The 17,521-nt window shown below is 54.8% G+C and carries 11 protein-coding genes; 8 read left to right on the top strand and 3 right to left on the bottom strand.

Going from position 1 to position 17,521, the window contains the following annotated elements:
• Nucleotides 1-1,101, top strand: a 1,101-nt coding sequence (locus PAT3040_RS38755) for a type 2 periplasmic-binding domain-containing protein (protein WP_258235040.1), incomplete at its 5' end; no start/stop codon positions are given.
• 69 nt (nt 1,102-1,170) lie between these two features.
• Here PAT3040_RS38755 and PAT3040_RS18290 read toward each other — a convergent pair.
• Together PAT3040_RS18290 and PAT3040_RS18285 are read right to left on the bottom strand one after the other, a co-directional pair.
• Entirely contained in the window at nt 1,171-3,732 is a 2,562-nt protein-coding gene (locus PAT3040_RS18290; RefSeq protein ID WP_258235044.1) for a TIM-barrel domain-containing protein, read from the bottom strand.
• A gap of 66 nt (nt 3,733-3,798) precedes the next feature.
• Nucleotides 3,799-5,391 carry an FAD-dependent oxidoreductase gene (locus tag PAT3040_RS18285; RefSeq protein ID WP_108993866.1) on the bottom strand — a complete coding sequence of 531 codons (1,593 nt, stop codon included), beginning with the start codon at nt 5,389-5,391 and terminating at the stop codon, nt 3,799-3,801.
• Between the two features lie 282 nt (nt 5,392-5,673).
• Between PAT3040_RS18285 and PAT3040_RS18280 the strand changes: the two genes are divergently transcribed.
• The 5 genes from PAT3040_RS18280 to serS all read left to right on the top strand — a co-directional run bounded on the left by PAT3040_RS18280 (nt 5,674) and on the right by serS (nt 11,150).
• A complete protein-coding gene (locus tag PAT3040_RS18280; RefSeq protein WP_108993865.1) occupies nt 5,674-6,390 on the top strand; it encodes an N-acetylmannosamine-6-phosphate 2-epimerase in 717 nt (238 codons plus the stop codon).
• 10 nt (nt 6,391-6,400) lie between these two features.
• Nucleotides 6,401-7,273, top strand: coding sequence for a MurR/RpiR family transcriptional regulator (locus PAT3040_RS18275; protein WP_108993864.1), 873 nt, complete (start codon nt 6,401-6,403; stop codon nt 7,271-7,273).
• A gap of 11 nt (nt 7,274-7,284) precedes the next feature.
• Nucleotides 7,285-8,478: a glycoside hydrolase family protein gene (locus PAT3040_RS18270; protein WP_108993863.1), complete on the top strand. Its 1,194-nt coding sequence runs from the start codon at nt 7,285-7,287 to the stop codon at nt 8,476-8,478.
• Between the two features lie 38 nt (nt 8,479-8,516).
• Nucleotides 8,517-9,485: an ROK family protein gene (locus PAT3040_RS18265; RefSeq protein ID WP_108993862.1), complete on the top strand. Its 969-nt coding sequence runs from the start codon at nt 8,517-8,519 to the stop codon at nt 9,483-9,485.
• A 378-nt stretch (nt 9,486-9,863) separates the two neighbouring features.
• Nucleotides 9,864-11,150 (top strand): serine--tRNA ligase, encoded by a 1,287-nt coding sequence (serS, locus tag PAT3040_RS18260; RefSeq protein ID WP_108993861.1) that lies wholly within the window; start codon nt 9,864-9,866, stop codon nt 11,148-11,150.
• A gap of 195 nt (nt 11,151-11,345) precedes the next feature.
• Here the strand turns inward: serS and PAT3040_RS18255 are convergent, their stop codons facing one another.
• Nucleotides 11,346-13,670 carry a helix-turn-helix domain-containing protein gene (locus tag PAT3040_RS18255; protein WP_108993860.1) on the bottom strand — a complete coding sequence of 775 codons (2,325 nt, stop codon included), beginning with the start codon at nt 13,668-13,670 and terminating at the stop codon, nt 11,346-11,348.
• Nucleotides 13,671-13,818: 148 nt separating this feature from the next.
• On the opposite strand from PAT3040_RS18255, the gene PAT3040_RS18250 reads away from it, so the two are divergent.
• A complete protein-coding gene (locus PAT3040_RS18250; protein ID WP_258235039.1) occupies nt 13,819-15,342 on the top strand; it encodes an extracellular solute-binding protein in 1,524 nt (507 codons plus the stop codon).
• 513 nt (nt 15,343-15,855) lie between these two features.
• Nucleotides 15,856-17,403 carry an extracellular solute-binding protein gene (locus tag PAT3040_RS18245; RefSeq protein WP_108993859.1) on the top strand — a complete coding sequence of 516 codons (1,548 nt, stop codon included), beginning with the start codon at nt 15,856-15,858 and terminating at the stop codon, nt 17,401-17,403.
• The last annotated feature ends 118 nt before the right edge of the window (nt 17,404-17,521 follow it).

Below are 17,521 nucleotides of genomic sequence, written 5' to 3'. Positions count from 1 at the left end.
CGTGCTCCGGTTCCTTATGACAAACAATCGTACCGGGCTTATTATATACGAAAAGACTGGCTGGTCAATCTCGGCATGGACATTCCGAGCCATTACGAGGAATACGTCGATGTTTTGAGAGCGTTTACCTTCAACGATCCGGACAAGAACGGTCTCGACGATACCTACGGTTTTTCGACAGCCGGGAACGGGGTATCCATCTCGATGGAATGGCCGGAATATGTCAAGAACGGATTGTTATTCCCGTCGTACTACGGGGACGATCATCTGGTGGATATGCAGACGGACCTGCGTGTCGGACGAGTTGTCGATGACATTCTTAACGTGATCGACGAAGGAGTGGTCGACCCGGATTGGTTTCTAAATAAGGGAAACAAACCCGTGGAGAAAGCCATTCAGGGCAAAGTGGGGGTCATAATGGGCGAAACGGCGGATTTCGCTTTTGATTCCAACCCAAGAAGCGTCCAGGCGCGCAGTAAGGAGAGCAACCCTGCCGCGGATTGGGTGCCCTTTAACCCGTTCGGCAATCAGCCGTTGCGAACAAGCGTCACACCCGACTATTCGTTTGTGTTTTCCAATAACGCCGCAGGTCAGAATCCGGAAAAATTAAAGAGGATCGTCGATATTCTTGACTGGATGGCAGGCGAAGAAGGATTTTTGCTGACCCATTACGGCCTGGAAGGAAAACATTACACGCGTAAAGGAAACACGATTACGTTAATGACGGATGCTATTGAAAAAGACGTGCAAGAAATGGGAGATCTATTTGAAATATGGAGCTTTTTCACTCCCCGAACTCCCGAAGTGTTGGGGCTTACCGTTTTAGACTCTCGGATCACCGAGCGGGATAAGGCGGTTTACCGCTCGCTTGTATCCTTTCCTGTACGCGAAGGATTGGGAACTACGCTCACTCCCCCTCTAGGTATAGATGTAGACGCTATGCGCTCGAGGCAAAATGAATTGCAGGTCAAGATGCTTTTCTCCGACAAATCGGGGGAATACTGGCCGGAATATCGTCAGGAAATTATGGACTTCTACGAAGGACATCAAATTTTTCGTCAGTATGAGGAGAAAATTCGGGCAGCGCGCATAAATCGCTAACATGGCGGGGAACTGTCGCGGGACGAAGCTCCAAACGGATGGCTGCAGACCCGCATTTGCAATAAGTCCTTACAATTTGATCTCGCCGGGAGTCATTCCCCAATATTTGCGGAACACGCGAATAAAATAACTTGTTTCCTTGTAACCGGTGAGGTTCGAGGCAACCGCGACAGTAGACCCGGACAACAGCAGTTCCTTGGCCAGCGCCATCTTCTGCTCCAGCACATAGTCGGAAAAGGATAACCCGACATCTCTCTTGAAACAGCGGCTCAAATAGGCAGGGCTGACATGCAAGCGCGAAGCGATCTCATGCAGCCTTAGTTCACGGTCAATTTCGAGCTTGATCATATCCGTTACCTGGCTTGCGAGTTTATAGATTTGTCCGACCTCGACTTTATTCTCCAATTCCGTGGCCGTACGCCTTGTAGGGTCACGCCGGGGTTTCTCCTTCGCCGTTTGCAAAGCGCCGTACAACAATTCGACACGTACGGTCAACTTGTTTTCCGGTTCATTCAGAGTCATCCGGAGCGTACTCGATTTCCGTTGATAGGACCAGCAGTCGGGAGGGAGCCCTTTGCGCCCGGCTGTCGTCTCGCGCCATTCCGAATCGTCAACGGTCACTGCAGACGGCTTTTCCGCAGAATGAAAAACAACGCTCCAGATTCGCTGCTTCGGCATTCCGGCATATTGTCCTTTCCGCCGGTCAATCTCCAGCAATATACGCTCCTCGTTGACATGGCAAGTCATTTTTGTAATCGCCGACTCCCCCTGCAAGTAACCAAACGTCTGCCCATCGTCTTCGTATAAGGTAAATTCGCCTTTTTTGCCAGGGTACACATGCAGTTCCACCCGATCGAGGGGCTTCTGCCCGACATAGTCCATCTCCGGCCACATCGGTATGATCGACCCGGCACGTACGAACAGGGGACCACCCGCATGAGCGGGAAGGCGACAGACAACCTCGCTTGATCCGAAATATCGTTCGTCGGTCCAAAAGTCGAACCATTCGCCGGCAGGCAAATACACCCGGTCCGTGAATACCCCGACGAGCAGGTTGTCTCCAAACATATATTGGTTTGGCAGTGAATCTGAACGGGAATCGTGCGGGAACGCCAGCGGCATCGCCCGGGCAATCGGCAACCCGTTACTAACGGCGGTGTGCGCCGCAGAATAGATATAAGGTATCAGCTTATAACGCAATACAGCGTATTTCCGGAAAATGTCCAGCAGATTCTGATCGAGAAGCGTAGGATGGCGCCAATATGCCCAACTGTTCACGTTCGCCCACGGCTGAAAAAAACCAAAGTGAATTCCCTCGGGCGTATGCAGATTTATAGCGACGCTCATATGCGGTATACCCGATAAACCCATATTGAGAACGGTCAAATGCGGCGAGCTTCTTCCTCCCGACCACATCGCCGCATATTTTTGAATGCCCGTATATCCGATTGGCGAATAGATCATCGGCCGACGACCCGTTTGTCCCGCGAATCCTTCGAATAGGATGCGGCTCACTGAACCCGGATGTGTCAAGCTAGAAGAATCTTCCGGCTTTTGCGGGAGAGAAGGAGGATACGTTTGCTCCCCTATCTGAACCTCCGTGCATAGCTTGAACCCGTCTACACCTTGAGCGACAAACCGCTCCAGATCTTTGTACCACTTTGCATCTCGGCGGGAGGGTTCCCCGATATCGGAACTTTCTCGGAGCGGAAGACCAAGACTTAATTTGAAACCCATCGTCTGCAGAACTCCCAGAAACGTGTGCGCGCCCTCCGGCATCCATGCCGGAATATAGAATCGATCGGGGTGCCAATTGATGGATGTCCCGTAATCGAAAGGTTTGTCCATCCAGGTGGGCTCCAGCCCGATCATATCGCAAGGGATATGATCGCGTCTGAATTTCAAAGCGTCCTCAATCATATCGCGCGCCGTCGTCTGCCGGTTGCAGACGAATGATAGCCCATATGCCCAGATCGGCAGCATATACGAAGAGCCGACCAATTTCGTGTACTTGTCGAGCAAGCCGGCCAGATCGCGATCGGCTATCAAATAAAAGGCCAGTTCTTCCTGCTTCCCGCGAACGCGCAAAATGTCCGGCAAGTCGCAACCGACATCGAATTCATGTTCCCGGTCGCTATCGACAAGCAATGCCCAGCCGGCGGTCGACATAATGAAGGGGATAGGGGCATGTACACGATTGTCGCGCAAACGAATAGAAATCTTATGACCTCTCTTCATCAGCGGGGTGTCATACTGGTCGCCCAATCCGTACAGGCGCTCCTCCTCCGCCAAAACAAACGCCGTTTCGAAGCCATCCGGATCGCCCCCATAAGCCGGCTGGTCCTGTCGGGTCAGCAGACGGCCCCCTTTGTCCCGAAACGCGATCTCCCCCGTGCGCCGATTTACCTGGATGACAGCCTCTTCCACGCTAAGACTGACTCTTTCCTCATTTTGCTCCGTAACCCGGCAGGCAACTTGCGGAATCAAACGATCCGTGTCGAGCCAAGTCAAAGGGGGACTTGCGTCAAAGCAGTCTGTCCGGCTCACTCGAACATGGAAGGCGAACGGAGCTGCCGCTGCAATCTGCAGATACATCCCTTCCCCGGTTAGAATGGTTTCCGAAGTCAACATGCTTTTCACAAAAATCCCCCCGACGGTTTTTTGTTCATTTTAGCACATTTCCTATAGTATGCGATTTCAATTCATGATGTTTTCCGGCCAGGCAAGCTCGACCCCGTGTTGTTGCAATACGGTTTGAAACTCCGTCAACAGCTTTTGGTTGTTGCGCACGTTGCGCGGCGTCTCCTTCCTTTCCAGACAGAACGCGGCAAGAGCGCCTGCCGCTTCCCCGATGTTCCATTCCACCGGATGCAGACGATAGCTGCCATTCGTAATATGAGTCGTGCCAATATTTTTGCAAGCAGGCAACAAATTGTTCATTCGTACAGGAATCATGCTGCCTAACGGGATCTGGAATGGCAGAGCCGGCAAATGAATATAATGCCGGTTCCCGGTGCTCGGGTGAAGATCCATCGCATAGTAACCGATGCCAACAGAATCGTGAAAATTCTCCGCCTGGCCATTAGATCGGTCTTGCGGGTTAATATGCTGCTCCAGTATAGTAAATTCCGCTTTGATTCTTCTCGACTCGCGAATATATGGATACAGAGCCATACCATCCTCTGTTCCGAAGACATCCCGACGAAGACGAAATCCCGGATATCCGCATTTGCCGTCCGGTCTCGGCGCTTCCGTCTGCAACCAATATAAAAGCGACAAACTCAATTGTTTGGCTTGATAAAGATGACGGGATTTCTCCTCTTCGCTGACATCTATGATCGAACCCAGAAAATAATCATTCTGCGGCCAATTGACAACACTAACATCCCCGGGAAAAGTGCCTGGCAAAAAATTGTTTTTGTCCGCAAGACGCCGATAAGTAAGCAAAGAGAAGCCTTCCCAGAACGACAAACCTTTACCTCCCGGCAATAAATCGTAATAAACGGGCTCCAGGGTAGTCGGTCGAACACCAGCCAAGCTTAGCAATCGATCCGGCCAAAAATCGGGACGATACGATCGCCAAAACTCGTAATCGGCGGGTTTGTCGATGGTATGATTCTCGCCTTCCAAATAATCGACGACAAAACAATGCGTGATGGATTGCATGTCCTGGGGATCGGCAGGGCCGTCAAGCGCATGCCGCTCTCCTGTCTCGGAACGGGATTCCGACCCCGTAACGTATTCCGTTCCGGTAAGCGGAAGCAGATCCCCGCAATCCGTGGCATCAAGGTAATATTGCCCTACAGCGATCGTGCGTGCTCCCGATAATACGTTCCGCAATGTGACGGAGCGTATGCAATCCCCATCCGTCTCCGCCGCTTCTGCCCAGCAATGCGTCATCACGACCAGCTTTCCGCTGTGCATATACGGTGCCAGCATTTCCAGAAGTACGGCAAGCGCTGCTCGGGGGTCATGGCTTATGCGGCTAACCTTGGCGTTGCCCGGATTCAGGAGCGGATCCGCGGCAGCTTGATCGGACAGCGGGAAATTCTTTCGGTAATATTCCCTTACTCCATTACGAAATTTACGGTAATTCGACGTGCAACCGAACTGTTCAATCCATTGGTGCTCGTCGGGAGGAACCGCCTGACTGGTCAATTGCCCTCCAATCCAGGCCGTTTCTTCCGTCATCAAGACCGTTTTCCCCATAGCCGCTGCTGCAAGAGCGGCAGCGCAGCCGCCCAGACTCCCCCCGATAATAATGACATCGGCATTCGTTTCGCGTAACATAGTTTCACCCTCCGAATTTATATAGTCAATGCCCCTACATTATATCTCCGACAAGATCCTGGAATAAGTGAAGATGATGACCAAAAATGATACTTTGATGACCTTGGAATCATGTAGTTTTCATTCTCGAAGCGAGAGTTCTCACGGCGGCTACCGGTAGAGGATAGAGGTGAACAAAATAAAAATATTTTCTTTTTATAATTAATTAAAAAGAGAAAAGTTCTTTTTTATTGCAGAGGCATATGCTAGAATGGGACTAAATCATAACTGGCAGGTGAACCCATGAATGCAATGATCAAAAGTCTCAGGCATGGATGTATCGTCTCGTGCCAGGCGCTGGAGGATGAGCCGTTATTCGGAGCATCGCATATGGCGGCAATGGCCGTGGCGGCGGAACAGGGGGGCGCTGTCGCGATCCGCTGCAATTCGCCGGCGGATATCGCGGCAATCCGGCAAGCGGTGTCTTTGCCGCTGATCGGACTATACAAGCGCGATTACGACAATTCCGATGTGTATATTACGCCAACGATGGAAGAAGTGAAGGCTGTCGTTGAAGCCGGAGCCCATATGGTCGCCATAGACGCAACTTCGCAGCCAAGGCCGGACGGCAGAACCATTGCCGAATTTATTGCCGAAATCAAGGCGGTTTATCCGCAGGTGCCAATCGTTGCGGACATCTCTACGTTCGAGGAGGGAGTCCATGCGATGGAATTGGCCGTCGATCTGATATCGACGACATTGTCCGGCTACACGCCGTATAGCGAGCAACAATCGGAACCCGATCTTGCGCTGGTTAAGCGGCTCGCGGACTTGAACCGCACTCTCGTATTGGCGGAGGGGCGGATTTGGACGCCGGACCAATGTCTCGAATGTTTGCGCGCCGGCGCGTACGCGACAGTCGTCGGGACGGCGATCACGCGGCCGCGGGAGATTACGAAACAGTTTGTCCATGTGATCCGTGGTTTCGGCGAACATTCGCAACCAACCCGGAAGAAGTAGGTGGCGGGAAATGAAGAAAAAAACATCAATCAAGGGAAATGCCAACACGCTGCTAACGATTTCCAGCTTATATTCGTCCATGACGAAAGCCGAGAAGAAAGTGGCGGATACGGTGCTGAACGATCCTGAAGCGGCCGTTCATTATACGGTAACGGATCTATCTGAGAAGGCCGGCGTTGGCGAAACCTCGGTCATTCGCTTCTGTCGGAGCTTGGGCTTTAGCGGATATCATGAGTTCAAGCTGTCGATCACCGTTACGGTGCTAAATGCGGTGAATACGGAAACCGAGGTGGCGGAGGAGGCGGGCGACTACCCGCTCTCCATCATGAACCGCGTCACCGCCATTCATACGAAGGTCATGGCGGATACGAGAGCCTTGCTGGACCCGAAATCGTTGATGCAGGCTGCAGAGTGGTTACTGTCGGGCAAGCGCGTTCATTTTATCGGCGTAGGTTCGTCGGGCATTACCGCCCAAGACGCGTATTACCGGTTCATGCGGCTCGGCTTGCCCGTGACGGTGCAACAAGACGCGCATATTATTGCGATGTCGGCGTCGCTGCTAGGCAAAGACGATATTGTGTTCGGCATCTCAACGTCGGGCAGCACCAAGGATCTGGTCGATCCGATCAAGAAGGCGAAGGCGAGCGGCGCCACCGTCATTTGTCTGACCAGTCACGCCAGATCGCCGATTACGCAGGTTGCCGATGCGATTTTGTTGGTGCCCACCAAGGAATCGCCGCTTCAGGGAGGGGCGCTTTCGACGAAAATCGCGCAAATCCAGGCCATTGACATGTTGTCCGCCATTGTAGAGTCTCTCTCCAAGGAGAGGACTTCGGAAGCGATCATGAAGACGGCCAATGCGGTTGCGGACAAGCTATATTAAGGAGGCAGGGCATGAACAGCCAAACGTATTTGACAAGCGTAGAAACGTGCATGGAGTGGATCGAGTCGCAAATGCTGACGTTCGACGGCGGCTATCACGGCATGTACGAACGGATTCGGATCAATGAGCATATAAGGGTCAACTGGGTCAGGCCCGATTGCAATACGGAGCTGCTCAGAACTTTAACTGTGTACGAGCGGATCACCGGCTCCGATCGTTACGCGAAGCTGGCCGCGAAGATCAAGGAATGGGTGCTGCGCGTGCAGGATAACGATCCTTTGTCTGTATGGTACGGGAGTTTTCCGTTCTTTTTGGTAGAGGGGAATACCGTAACGGATTCGGGGAAAAAGCTTTACCAAAATGACAACGGCCGGATTATGATCGCGTTGCTCCATGCCTACGAAATCGACCGGGATCCGCGTCTGCTGGAAAGCGCGGTGAATGTAGCCGATTACTGGATAGGCATCCAGCGTTCCGAAGGCAATTTTGTGCGGAAGGACGGCAAAACGTGGGAGCTTGCGAAAGGGCCGGACTTTGTGCTGTGGCTTGCGGCCGGCTTCCTGCTTCTGCATCAAGCTACAGGCGGAGAGAAGTACAAAACGGCGGCATTGAAAGCTTATGATTATTTGCTCGCGCTTCAGCTTGAAGACGGCAGGATAAAGACATCCTACGAGCTGGAACTGACCGAAGATTGGAGACCTCTGTCCTCCGAGACGGCCAAAGCGCTGTATAGCTTCAGCGTGGCGTACCGTCTGACGAAGGATGAGCGTTTTGCAACAGCGCTGAGGAAGGCGGGCGCCTATACGCTCTCCTTGCAGCATGGAAGCGGCGGAATCTTGAACAACGACGCCCAGACGAAAGATGCTGCACTGCAAAACAACGAAAATCTGTGCGATCTGGTCTATACGCAAGGGTTCGCTTTGATGGCGCTCATAGAGGCGTGGCAGGCTACCGGCGATGTTAACTATGAAGAAGGCGCGCGGAAGCTGGCAAACTTCTTGACGGACATCCAGTGCAAAGGCGAATCGCCGCTGTGGGACGGGGCTTGGCGCGGCTCCTACAACGCCGTAACCCGGCAATGGGACGGCAGGGCCGACCAGAACAACCATATCGACGAAGGCGGCATGTATTCGGTTTATACCGGCTGGACCGCGACGAATAATATGTTTGGTTTGCTGCGCTTGCATGAGCTTTCGCAAAAGTAGTTCAGTTCGATTACGGCAAGTGAAAGGTGGGCGGAGAGTTGAGCGGCAAAGATGATTCAATGGTTGAAGCACAGGAGCGCGCGGCGGCTGGCGAGGACGGGATGCATGTCATAGGAATGGATGTCGGCGGTACCAACATCAAGGCGGGCATCATAAGCCCGGATGGCGCGATAATCGGACTGGCTCAAGCTGCGACGCCCGTGAACCAGGGCAAAGAGGCAATTCTCGCCTGCATGGAGGAAGTGGTCGGTCAGCTTCGGAACGATTATAGAGGGGAAATCAGAGCGCTTGGCATCGGCGCGGCCGGCCGAATCGACAGGCAAACGGGGACGGTGCTTTATGCGACCGATAATTTGCCGGGTTGGATGGGCACGCCGTTGAAATCGGTAATGGAGGCCAGGCTGTCGCTGCCTGTATTCGTGGACAACGACGTCAACGCGGCTGCGCTGGGAGAAGGTTGGCTAGGTGCTGGACGGGAGGCCAGGCATTATGTGCTGCTGACATTGGGTACCGGAGTAGGGGGAGCTCTCGTGCATGATGGCAAGCTGATTTCGGGCCCGCGCGGCGGAGTGGGAGAAATCGGACATATGATCCTGTATCCCGGCGGCATGGCTTGCAACTGCGGTCAGACCGGCTGTCTGGAGCAATATGCTTCTGGAACGGCCCTCAACCGTTCGGCGAAGCTCGTGGACAGCGGATGGGACAGTCGCGAGCTGTTGCGGCAACTGGAGCTGGGACATGAACAGTCGCGAGCCGTTATAAGCCGATTCGTGTCCGATCTGGCAACCGGACTGGTCTCTCTGCAGAATTTGTACGATCCGGAGCTAATCATCATTGGCGGCGGAATTATGGATACGCATCGATTGTGGTGGAGGGACCTGTTAGCGCAGCTTGGCTCCTGCACGGAGCAAGCGCTTAGCGTAAGACCCGCAGTGTTAGGCAATGAAGCGGGACTGCTTGGGGCCGCCCGATTGGCGTTGGACGAGTGGAATGCAGGATGGTCGTAATCGAAGCCGTATTCGGTTCGAAGACTTGCGCAAGACCGATCGCATAAGCTATAATACGTAAAAATCGAATTCGACATTATGCCCGTGAAGAGAATCCAACTCGGAGGCGTACTCGTCAAGAGGATAGCAGCTCAAAGTACCGCAAGGTGCGGAGCAAGCGTGATTGATCTCGCGCCGCTTCGGTCAAGCGTCCTCCTAAGTTTACCGGAATCCGCCCGTTACCGCGGAACAAAGAGGATCGGACATGGCCATTGTCTGTCTGGTCAATTTGGGTGGCACCGCGAGTATAAGCGCTCCTCGTCCCAGTGGGATGAGGGCGCTTTTTGTGTTTTTTGCCGGTTATGAGGCATAACTAACAAACAAAGGAGCGGTGTCACGATGTTGGACATGAAGTGGATCAGGGAGCATGCGGCTGAAGTACAGCGGACGGCGGATCTCAAGGGAATCAAATTGTCGATTGCGGAGCTGCTGGAGGCGGACGACGCCAGGAAGAAGGCGCAAGGCGAGACGGATGGACTCAGAGAGCGTCGCAATAAGCTGTCGGAGTCGATCGGCGGATGGATGCGGGGCGGCAACCGTGATGAAGCGGAACGAGGACGCGCCGAAGTGCGGGAAATAAACGGCCGCATCGGGGAACTGGAGCGAAAGCTGGAAGAAGTCCTGCTCGCTGTAGAGAATCTGGCTGAACGCGTGCCGAATATCGTATCGCCGGATACGCCGATCGGGCAGTCGGATAAGGACAATGTGGAGCTGAAGCGGGTAGGAGAGCCGCCGGTCTTCGACTTCGAATGGCGGGATCATATGGCGATTGCGGAGCTGCACGGACTTGTCGATGTGAAGCGAGGGGTAAAGACGGCGGGCAGCCGGCATTATTATTTGACCGGTACGGGCGTGCTGCTGCATCGCGCCGTCCAGCAAATGGCGCTGGACCTGCTGGTGGAGCGAGGTTTCACTCCGCTGGATGTGCCGCTGATGGCACGGGCGGAAGCGATGAAGGGAACCGGCTTCTTCCCGCAAGGGGAGGATCAGACGTACCGGATTGCGGAAGAAGAACGCTACCTGGTGGGGACGTCGGAGGTGCCGCTCGTCATGTTCTATGCTGGCGAGATTGTGGATGTCGACCAGCCGATCAAGCTGGCCGCGGCTTCGATGTGTTTCCGCAGCGAAGTCGGTTCGGCAGGGCGGGACGTGCACGGTCTCTATCGCGTGCATCAATTCGCCAAGGTGGAGCAGGTAGTCATTTGCCGAGCGGACGCGGAGCATTCGGAGGCCATGCTTCAAGAAATTACGGGGCATGCCGAGACGGTGCTCCGCATGCTGGAGCTGCCTTATCGCCAGATGGCGGTCTGTACGGGCGACATGTCGCAAAAGACGTATAAGCAATACGATCTGGAAACCTGGATGCCGAGCCGCGGCGCTTACGGCGAAACGCATTCGTCGTCGAATTTGCTCGACTTTCAGGCTCGCCGTTCGAACATTCGTTACCGCGACGAGGAGGGAACGCTTCGTTATTGCCATACGCTCAACAACACGGCCGTAGCCAGTCCGCGCATCCTGATCCCGCTGCTGGAGAACCACCAGCGGGAAGATGGCTCGATCCACCTTCCTGAGGCGCTGCGTCCCTATATGGGCGGCAGGGCGGAGCTGGGCGTTCCGGAGAGGTAAGAGGCGGGGGGGAGCTGACAGCCAAGGGTCGAGAGCTGCGCGTGGTGCGGATCGGGCAGGCTTGTCTACCTGCACGTCCGGGCTCTTTGGCTTTTCTACGTTGCTCGTTTCGTTAAGGCCATATGCCTCTCCCTTCGCCCAAGCGGGTTTCCAACCCACACCTTACCGGCTCCTTGCCTACTCCTTACCCGCTCCTTACCCGCTCCGCTTCCGCTCGCGGTACTGGCCCGGAGTGACGCCTTCCTGCTTGCGGAAGGAGCGGATGAAGTTCTGCGGGTTGTTGTAGCGCAGCCGCGCGGCGATATCCTTGATCGGCATCTCGCTGTCCGACAGCCAGCGCTTCGCCATGTTGAACCGGTACATCGTCAAATATTCGCTGAACGAATGGCCCGTCTCCTTGCGGAAGACGCTGCTCAAGTAATTGGCGTTGTAATGCAGACGTGCCGCGCACTCCTCCAGCGTCAGATCGGAATCGTAATGATGCTGGACGAGATCGATGATTTTCTCCGAAATGTTGTGGTATTGCGCCTCGCGTCTGTCCCGGAACACCTTCACCATGGGATGTACGACGCCGGTCCAGAACCACTCCTCGATCTCCGCATGTGTAGGCAGCTTGAGCAGCTCCTCCAGCAGCGAGCTCTTCATGGGATGAATCTGTCCGAGCCCGACGCCGGATTCCTGCATGACGACCAGCAGACTGTTTAGCAGCCGCGCGAGCGGAATCTGGTATTCCTGCGGACTGTGCTCCTCCGCGAACACGGCTTGCAGGAATTGCTTCAGCAGTTCCCTAGCGGTGTCCTTCTCGGCCAGCTTGATCGCGTCGAGCAGCTCGTTCTCGATGTACGAAGGGTAGCCAATGCCCCAAAACGGCTTGCCCTCCTGCTGCTCGAAATGCTCGTATTGAATAATAATACCCGTACCGAGCTTCATCCGCTGCTTAAGCGCCTCGATCCCTTCGCGGCAGGCAACGGAGAGATGATCGAAGGCCGTGAAAGGCAAGCTGAGGCCGATGCTGATCTGCACGTTCAAGTAACCGGCAACCTGGCTCTGTACCTGCTCCGTAACGGCATACATCTCCTCGGAGAACCGCGTGGCATCCTCGGTGGCGCTCCCAACCACGACGACGATTGTGCCGTCCATGGCAACGGGAGCCAGCCGGCCTTGCAACGGCACCAGCTCTTCTACGATATTTTGGACAGCAAAGAGCAGCAGATCCAGATCGCTTTTGGTATAACGGCTGTCCTCCTGAAAGTCGATCTGCAGCGCCATGACGGCCATAGTCCGCCAGCTCTCGAGCTGCTCGTCGTAACCGAACTGCCGGAGCTTCTCCGGCATGGAGCTTCCCCGAACGTTGCCTTGCAGCGCGCGCATCAGAAAGAAGGCGCGCGCTTGCTGCACGTGCTGCTGGACCTCCTTCTCCAGTTGGGATTTGGACTGGAACAACCCGTGCACGCGCTCGCTGATGACCTGGAATTCGTTGCGGCTCCGCCTGTCCGCGCGCCCGTCCGTCATGCGTTCGCCGACCTGGGCGAGCAGAAGCTGGATGGGCGAGTACATGCGGCGGGATCCGATCCAGGCAAGAAGCAGCGACACCAGCAGCATAAACAGGCAGATGTACAGCGTGTAGGCGCCGATTTTGACGGATTCCTTGGTCATGGCTGAAATGGAGGAAACCGACAGGTAATGCCAGCCGTTTAGTTCGGACCTGTAATACGTAACGGATTGTTTGCCTTGCTCTCCGGCGACGACGAAGTCCCCTGCCGCGTCGGTCAGGCGATCGGCGGGCATTCCCGCGACCTCGGCCGGTTGTCCGATGAGGGAAGGGTCGCTATGCAGCAGGATCCGGTTTTCTTCATCCAGAATGATCATATGCGCAAGCGTGGCGTCCGACGTTTCCAGCTCTACGAGATCCTGCAGACTGCAGGCGGGAATATTGGCGACGGCGAGGCCGTACTTCTCCAAACCCGACGTTGGAAGCTTCTTCACCAGGCTGATACTGTACGGGCAAGCGGCGGTGCCGCGGGCATTCTCCTCGGAGTAGAACCATTCCGAAGGCGTCAGCACCCAGGACACGCCCTCGGGCGTATTTCGCAGCGAAGCCAGTTGTTCGTGGAAAGGGTAGCGGTCGAACGCATAGAGACCGGAGTTTTTGACCATCCAGTTGTGGCGCTCGTTAATCAGAATGACATCTTCCAGCTTCGTGTCAAACGATTGCATATAACGGATCTCATTCTGGATATCGTTATAGGTCATGAAGTCGTCCGCCGACAGCGGCCCCTGAATGGCCCGCTTCAGGACGGTGGAATGAATCACCTGATTTAGCGTGTGGTTGACAGTCGTGAGCTTCTGCTCTACATTGGAGTTAATTTGCATCAGCAACTGGCGATTGCCGCTGGCGACGTTTTCCTGAATTTCCTTGGACGACGTCATGTAGGAGAACGACCCGATGAAGATAACCGGAAGGGTGCCAAGCAGGCAGCCGAAGATCGTCAACTTGCTAAGAAAGGACAATGAACGCACGGACTTCTCCACCTTCTCTCTCTAGATTGCGTCGCTGTTACCACTATTTTAGTAAACGCATACATGCGGGACAATAATCATCTTCTCTGGCGATGATCATTAGCTTAGATTATGTCGGCTGCAGGCCGCAAGTACAAGGGGGATTTCGATGTCAGGGCTACAGAGACCAGCTGTCTGCCGCTTCCGCAAGCTCATGCTGACAATTTTGCCGCTGCTTCTATTATGCGCTTCTTGCACCGGCGACGATGACAAAAAGTCGAGCGGCGGCGGAGACGACAAACCCGTTATAACGATTATGGCGCCGCTGCACTTCCCCCACTCGCCGAGTGAAGAAACGATGAACGAGCTGGAGACGTTGACAGGTACGCAGCTGGAGATCAACTGGGTGCCGGACGGCATCTACACCGACAAGATGAATACCGCTCTGACGACGAATTCGCTCAAAAAGGTAACATTCGCCAAACATACGGATTACATGTTCATGAAGAATTCGATCCGATCCGGGGCCTTTTGGGAAATCGGTCCTTATCTGGAGCGTTTCCCGAACCTGAAGCATCTCGACAAAGGTATCCTTGCCCAGACAGCCGTGGATGGCAAGCTTTATGGCTTATACACGGAGCGGCCTTCGTCCAGACAGGGCATCATCATCCGCGAGGATTGGCTGAACGTGCTGGGGCTGGCCAAACCCTCTACGCTGGAGGAGCTGTATGAGGTGATCCGGCAGTTTACGCAAAACGATCCCGATGCCAACGGCAAACACGACACCTTCGGCCTGGTGGATCGGAACGACCTTGTGTTTGGCGCGTTCAAGACGCTGGGCTCTTATTTCGGGACGCCTAATAATTGGGGAACGGATGGCGCGGGGGGCGGGCTTGTACCGGAATTCGAATCCGCCGCTTATCTCGACACGATGAACTATATGAAAAGATTGTATGATGAAGGGCTCATCAACAAGGATTTTGCGGTAACCAGCAAGGAGATGCAGCGCGACTTCGTTATTCGCGGGCTAGCGGGCGTATACATTGGCAGCATGCAGGACGTGCAGCGTCTGTCCGATGAGGCCCAACTGTTTAATCCGAAGGCGAAATTTACGCTGGTGAACCGTATTCAGGGTCCAGAGGGTTATCGGGTTTGGTCGATTCCGAATTATTTTGGGCTGTATCTGTTTTCGAAGAAGGCGATCCGCACCGAGGAAGAGCTGCTGGACATTCTGGCGTTTTACGACCGGACGATGGATGGCGATGTAGCGAATTTGCTCAAATACGGCATGGAGGACAAACATTATTTGTTGAAGGACGGCAAGGTGCTGCTGCCCGAGGAGATGACGCAGAAGCGTACGACAGAGGCGGGCGGACTGTATGTGCTCATGATCGCCGATCTCAGCAATCCCAACGTCAAGGACGTCAGCGAGCAAGAGACGCTGCAGGAGGAAGCCGAGAGGTATACGGCGGACAACGAGAAGTTTATCGTGCCGGATCCCACTAACGGGTTGGAGTCCAAGACGTATGACGAGCGCGGCGTGGAGCTGTACAAGATTATCTCCGACGCCACCTACAACTATATGTTGGGCAAGCTGGACGAGGATGGCTTTTACCGGGAAGTGGAGCGATGGAAGCTGCAGGGCGGATCGGATATTATAAAGGAATATACGGAAGCGTACAACGCGAAATAATTGAAGGCCCTCCCGGGTGTATGGGAGGGCCTTTTCGTAATGCTGCGGGGGGCTGACTGGCGCAATAGCCCGAGAAAATCGGGCTATAGGAGCAGAGCAGGCGCTGCCGATCGCAATAGCCCGAGAAAATCGGGCTATAGGAGCGGGGCAAGCGCTACCGAGCACAATAGCCCGAGAAAATCGGGCTATAGGAGCAGAGCAGGCGCTACCGAGCGCAATAGCCCGAGAAAATCGGGCTATAGGAGCGGGGCAAGCGCTGCCGATCGCAATAGCCGGAGAAAATCGGGTTCCAGGCCTCGCTTGAGCAACTTTGGATGCTGCAACCCGAAAAAATCGGGTTGCAGTTGGCGGAGGTGTCATCCCCCGCCGCCGATAATCATTACTTCAGAGAGGCGGGCGTGGAGGCGCGATATGAGCAAATGATTGTTTCGGCACCGATTGCGGCGATGTTACGCTCTAATCGTCCCAGTCAGGGGCATAGCATCCAACCAAACAAATCGGAGGTCAAGGCGAATGAACAAAAAAGCCATTGCATTGGGCAGCATCCTCACGCTTAGCATGATAGTAACCGCATGTTCGGGGGGCAACGGCAATAGCGCAAGCACCCCAGACCCGACTCAAAGCAGCGGAGGCGCGACACAGGCGACGGAAAAACCGGCCGAGCCGGAGAAACCAACCGAAATCACGATCATGCTTCCTCTTAACATCTCGGAGACGCCGCCGGACACAATCAAGAAAGAGCTCGAAAAGCTGACGAACACGAAGCTGACTTATCAATTTTTCCCTGCGGACACGTACGAAGAGAAGCTGAACGCTTCCTTCGCGACAGGCTCCCTGCCGCAAGTGACGTATCTGAAGAACCAGGCGACCTTCCTCCAGATGAAAGGCGCGATCCGCGACGGCCAGTTCTGGGAGATTGGTCCTTACCTCGCCGAATTCCCGAACCTGAACAAGCTGAAGCCGGAAATTCTGAACAATACGAAGGTCGACGGCAAGCTGTATTCTCTTTACATCGGACGTCCGCTGGCCCGCCAAGGCATCATCTATCGCAAGGACTGGGCGGATAACCTCGGCCTCGGCGCGCCGACCACCATCGATGAGCTGTACGCGATGATCGAGAAATTTACGAATGGCGATCCGGACAAAAACGGCCAGAACGACACGCTGGGCTTGACGGACCGCAACGATCTCATCTACGGCGCATTCAAGACGCTCTCCGCCTACTTCGGAACACCGAACAACTGGGGAGAGAAGGACGGCGGCCTGCAGCCGGAGTTCGTGTTCGACCAGTACGTGGCGACGATGGATTTCATGAAGAAGATCCGCGACAACAAACTCATGAACGTCGACTTCGCGGCGACGAGCAAGACGGACCAGATCAACCTGTTTACGAGCGGCAAAGCCGGCGTCTATATCGGTTCCCTGCAAGACGTCAACTCGCTGCACAAGGATCTTGTGAAAAACGTTCCGGACGCGGTCATCGAAGTGCAGAACGTGGTGACGGGACCGAACGGCGAGAATGCGTCTTGGGCGATTCCGGGTTACAACAACGTCGTGCTGTTCCCTAAGGGCGCGATCAAGGACGAGGAGCAGCTTAAGAAGGTGCTGGCGTTTTTCGACAAGATGATGACGCCGGAAGTGGCCAACCTGATGTACTGGGGCATCGAAGGCACGCATTATAACGTGCAGGATGGCAAGGCCAAGGCTTCCGACAACGCGGAGCTGACGGAGCGCGAAGTCAAAGGTTACAAGGACAGCGTCATTGGCGAGCCGGAGACAAACGGCATGCTGGAGGGATTCCACGACTTGGCGGTTCGCGTCCATGCGGAGCAGCTTATTGTGGAAAGCGAGAAGGTCGCGGTGCACGATCCGACGGCGCCGCTGGATTCCGCGACATTTACGGAGAAGGGCACGCAGCTGCAAGAGCTGATCAAGGACGCGACGTACAAGTACATCTACGGAGACCTCGACAGAGCCGGCTACGACAAAGCCATCGAAGATTGGAAAGGCCGCGGCGGCGCGCAAATGATCGAGGAGTTCTCGGCGGCGTTCAAGCAATAAGCGGATAAGCGGACATTAAGCAAGTAGGGGCAAGAGGAGGATGACGGGCCGCGAGCCATGATGTCGCGAACGGACCGCAGGCGGGCCGCGAGCCATGATGTCGCGAACGACCGCAAAC

The organism is Paenibacillus agaridevorans (assembly GCF_003112455.1).
GTDB lineage: Bacteria > Bacillota > Bacilli > Paenibacillales > Paenibacillaceae > Pristimantibacillus > Pristimantibacillus agaridevorans.
Note: the sequence above shows the minus strand (reverse complement) of the source record. Positions and strands in the feature narration are given on the sequence as shown.

Bases quoted from the DNA above. Each gene is read 5' to 3' on its own strand.
- PAT3040_RS18290 (WP_258235044.1), bottom strand. From the start codon at position 3,732: ATGTTGACTTCGGAAACCATTCTAACCGGGGAAGGGATGTATCTGCAG.
- PAT3040_RS18285 (WP_108993866.1), bottom strand. From the start codon at position 5,391: ATGTTACGCGAAACGAATGCCGATGTCATTATTATCGGGGGGAGTCTG.
- PAT3040_RS18280 (WP_108993865.1), top strand. From the start codon at position 5,674: ATGAATGCAATGATCAAAAGTCTCAGGCATGGATGTATCGTCTCGTGC.
- PAT3040_RS18275 (WP_108993864.1), top strand. From the start codon at position 6,401: ATGAAGAAAAAAACATCAATCAAGGGAAATGCCAACACGCTGCTAACG.
- PAT3040_RS18270 (WP_108993863.1), top strand. From the start codon at position 7,285: ATGAACAGCCAAACGTATTTGACAAGCGTAGAAACGTGCATGGAGTGG.
- serS (WP_108993861.1), top strand. From the start codon at position 9,864: ATGTTGGACATGAAGTGGATCAGGGAGCATGCGGCTGAAGTACAGCGG.
- PAT3040_RS18250 (WP_258235039.1), top strand. From the start codon at position 13,819: ATGTCAGGGCTACAGAGACCAGCTGTCTGCCGCTTCCGCAAGCTCATG.
- PAT3040_RS18245 (WP_108993859.1), top strand. From the start codon at position 15,856: ATGAACAAAAAAGCCATTGCATTGGGCAGCATCCTCACGCTTAGCATG.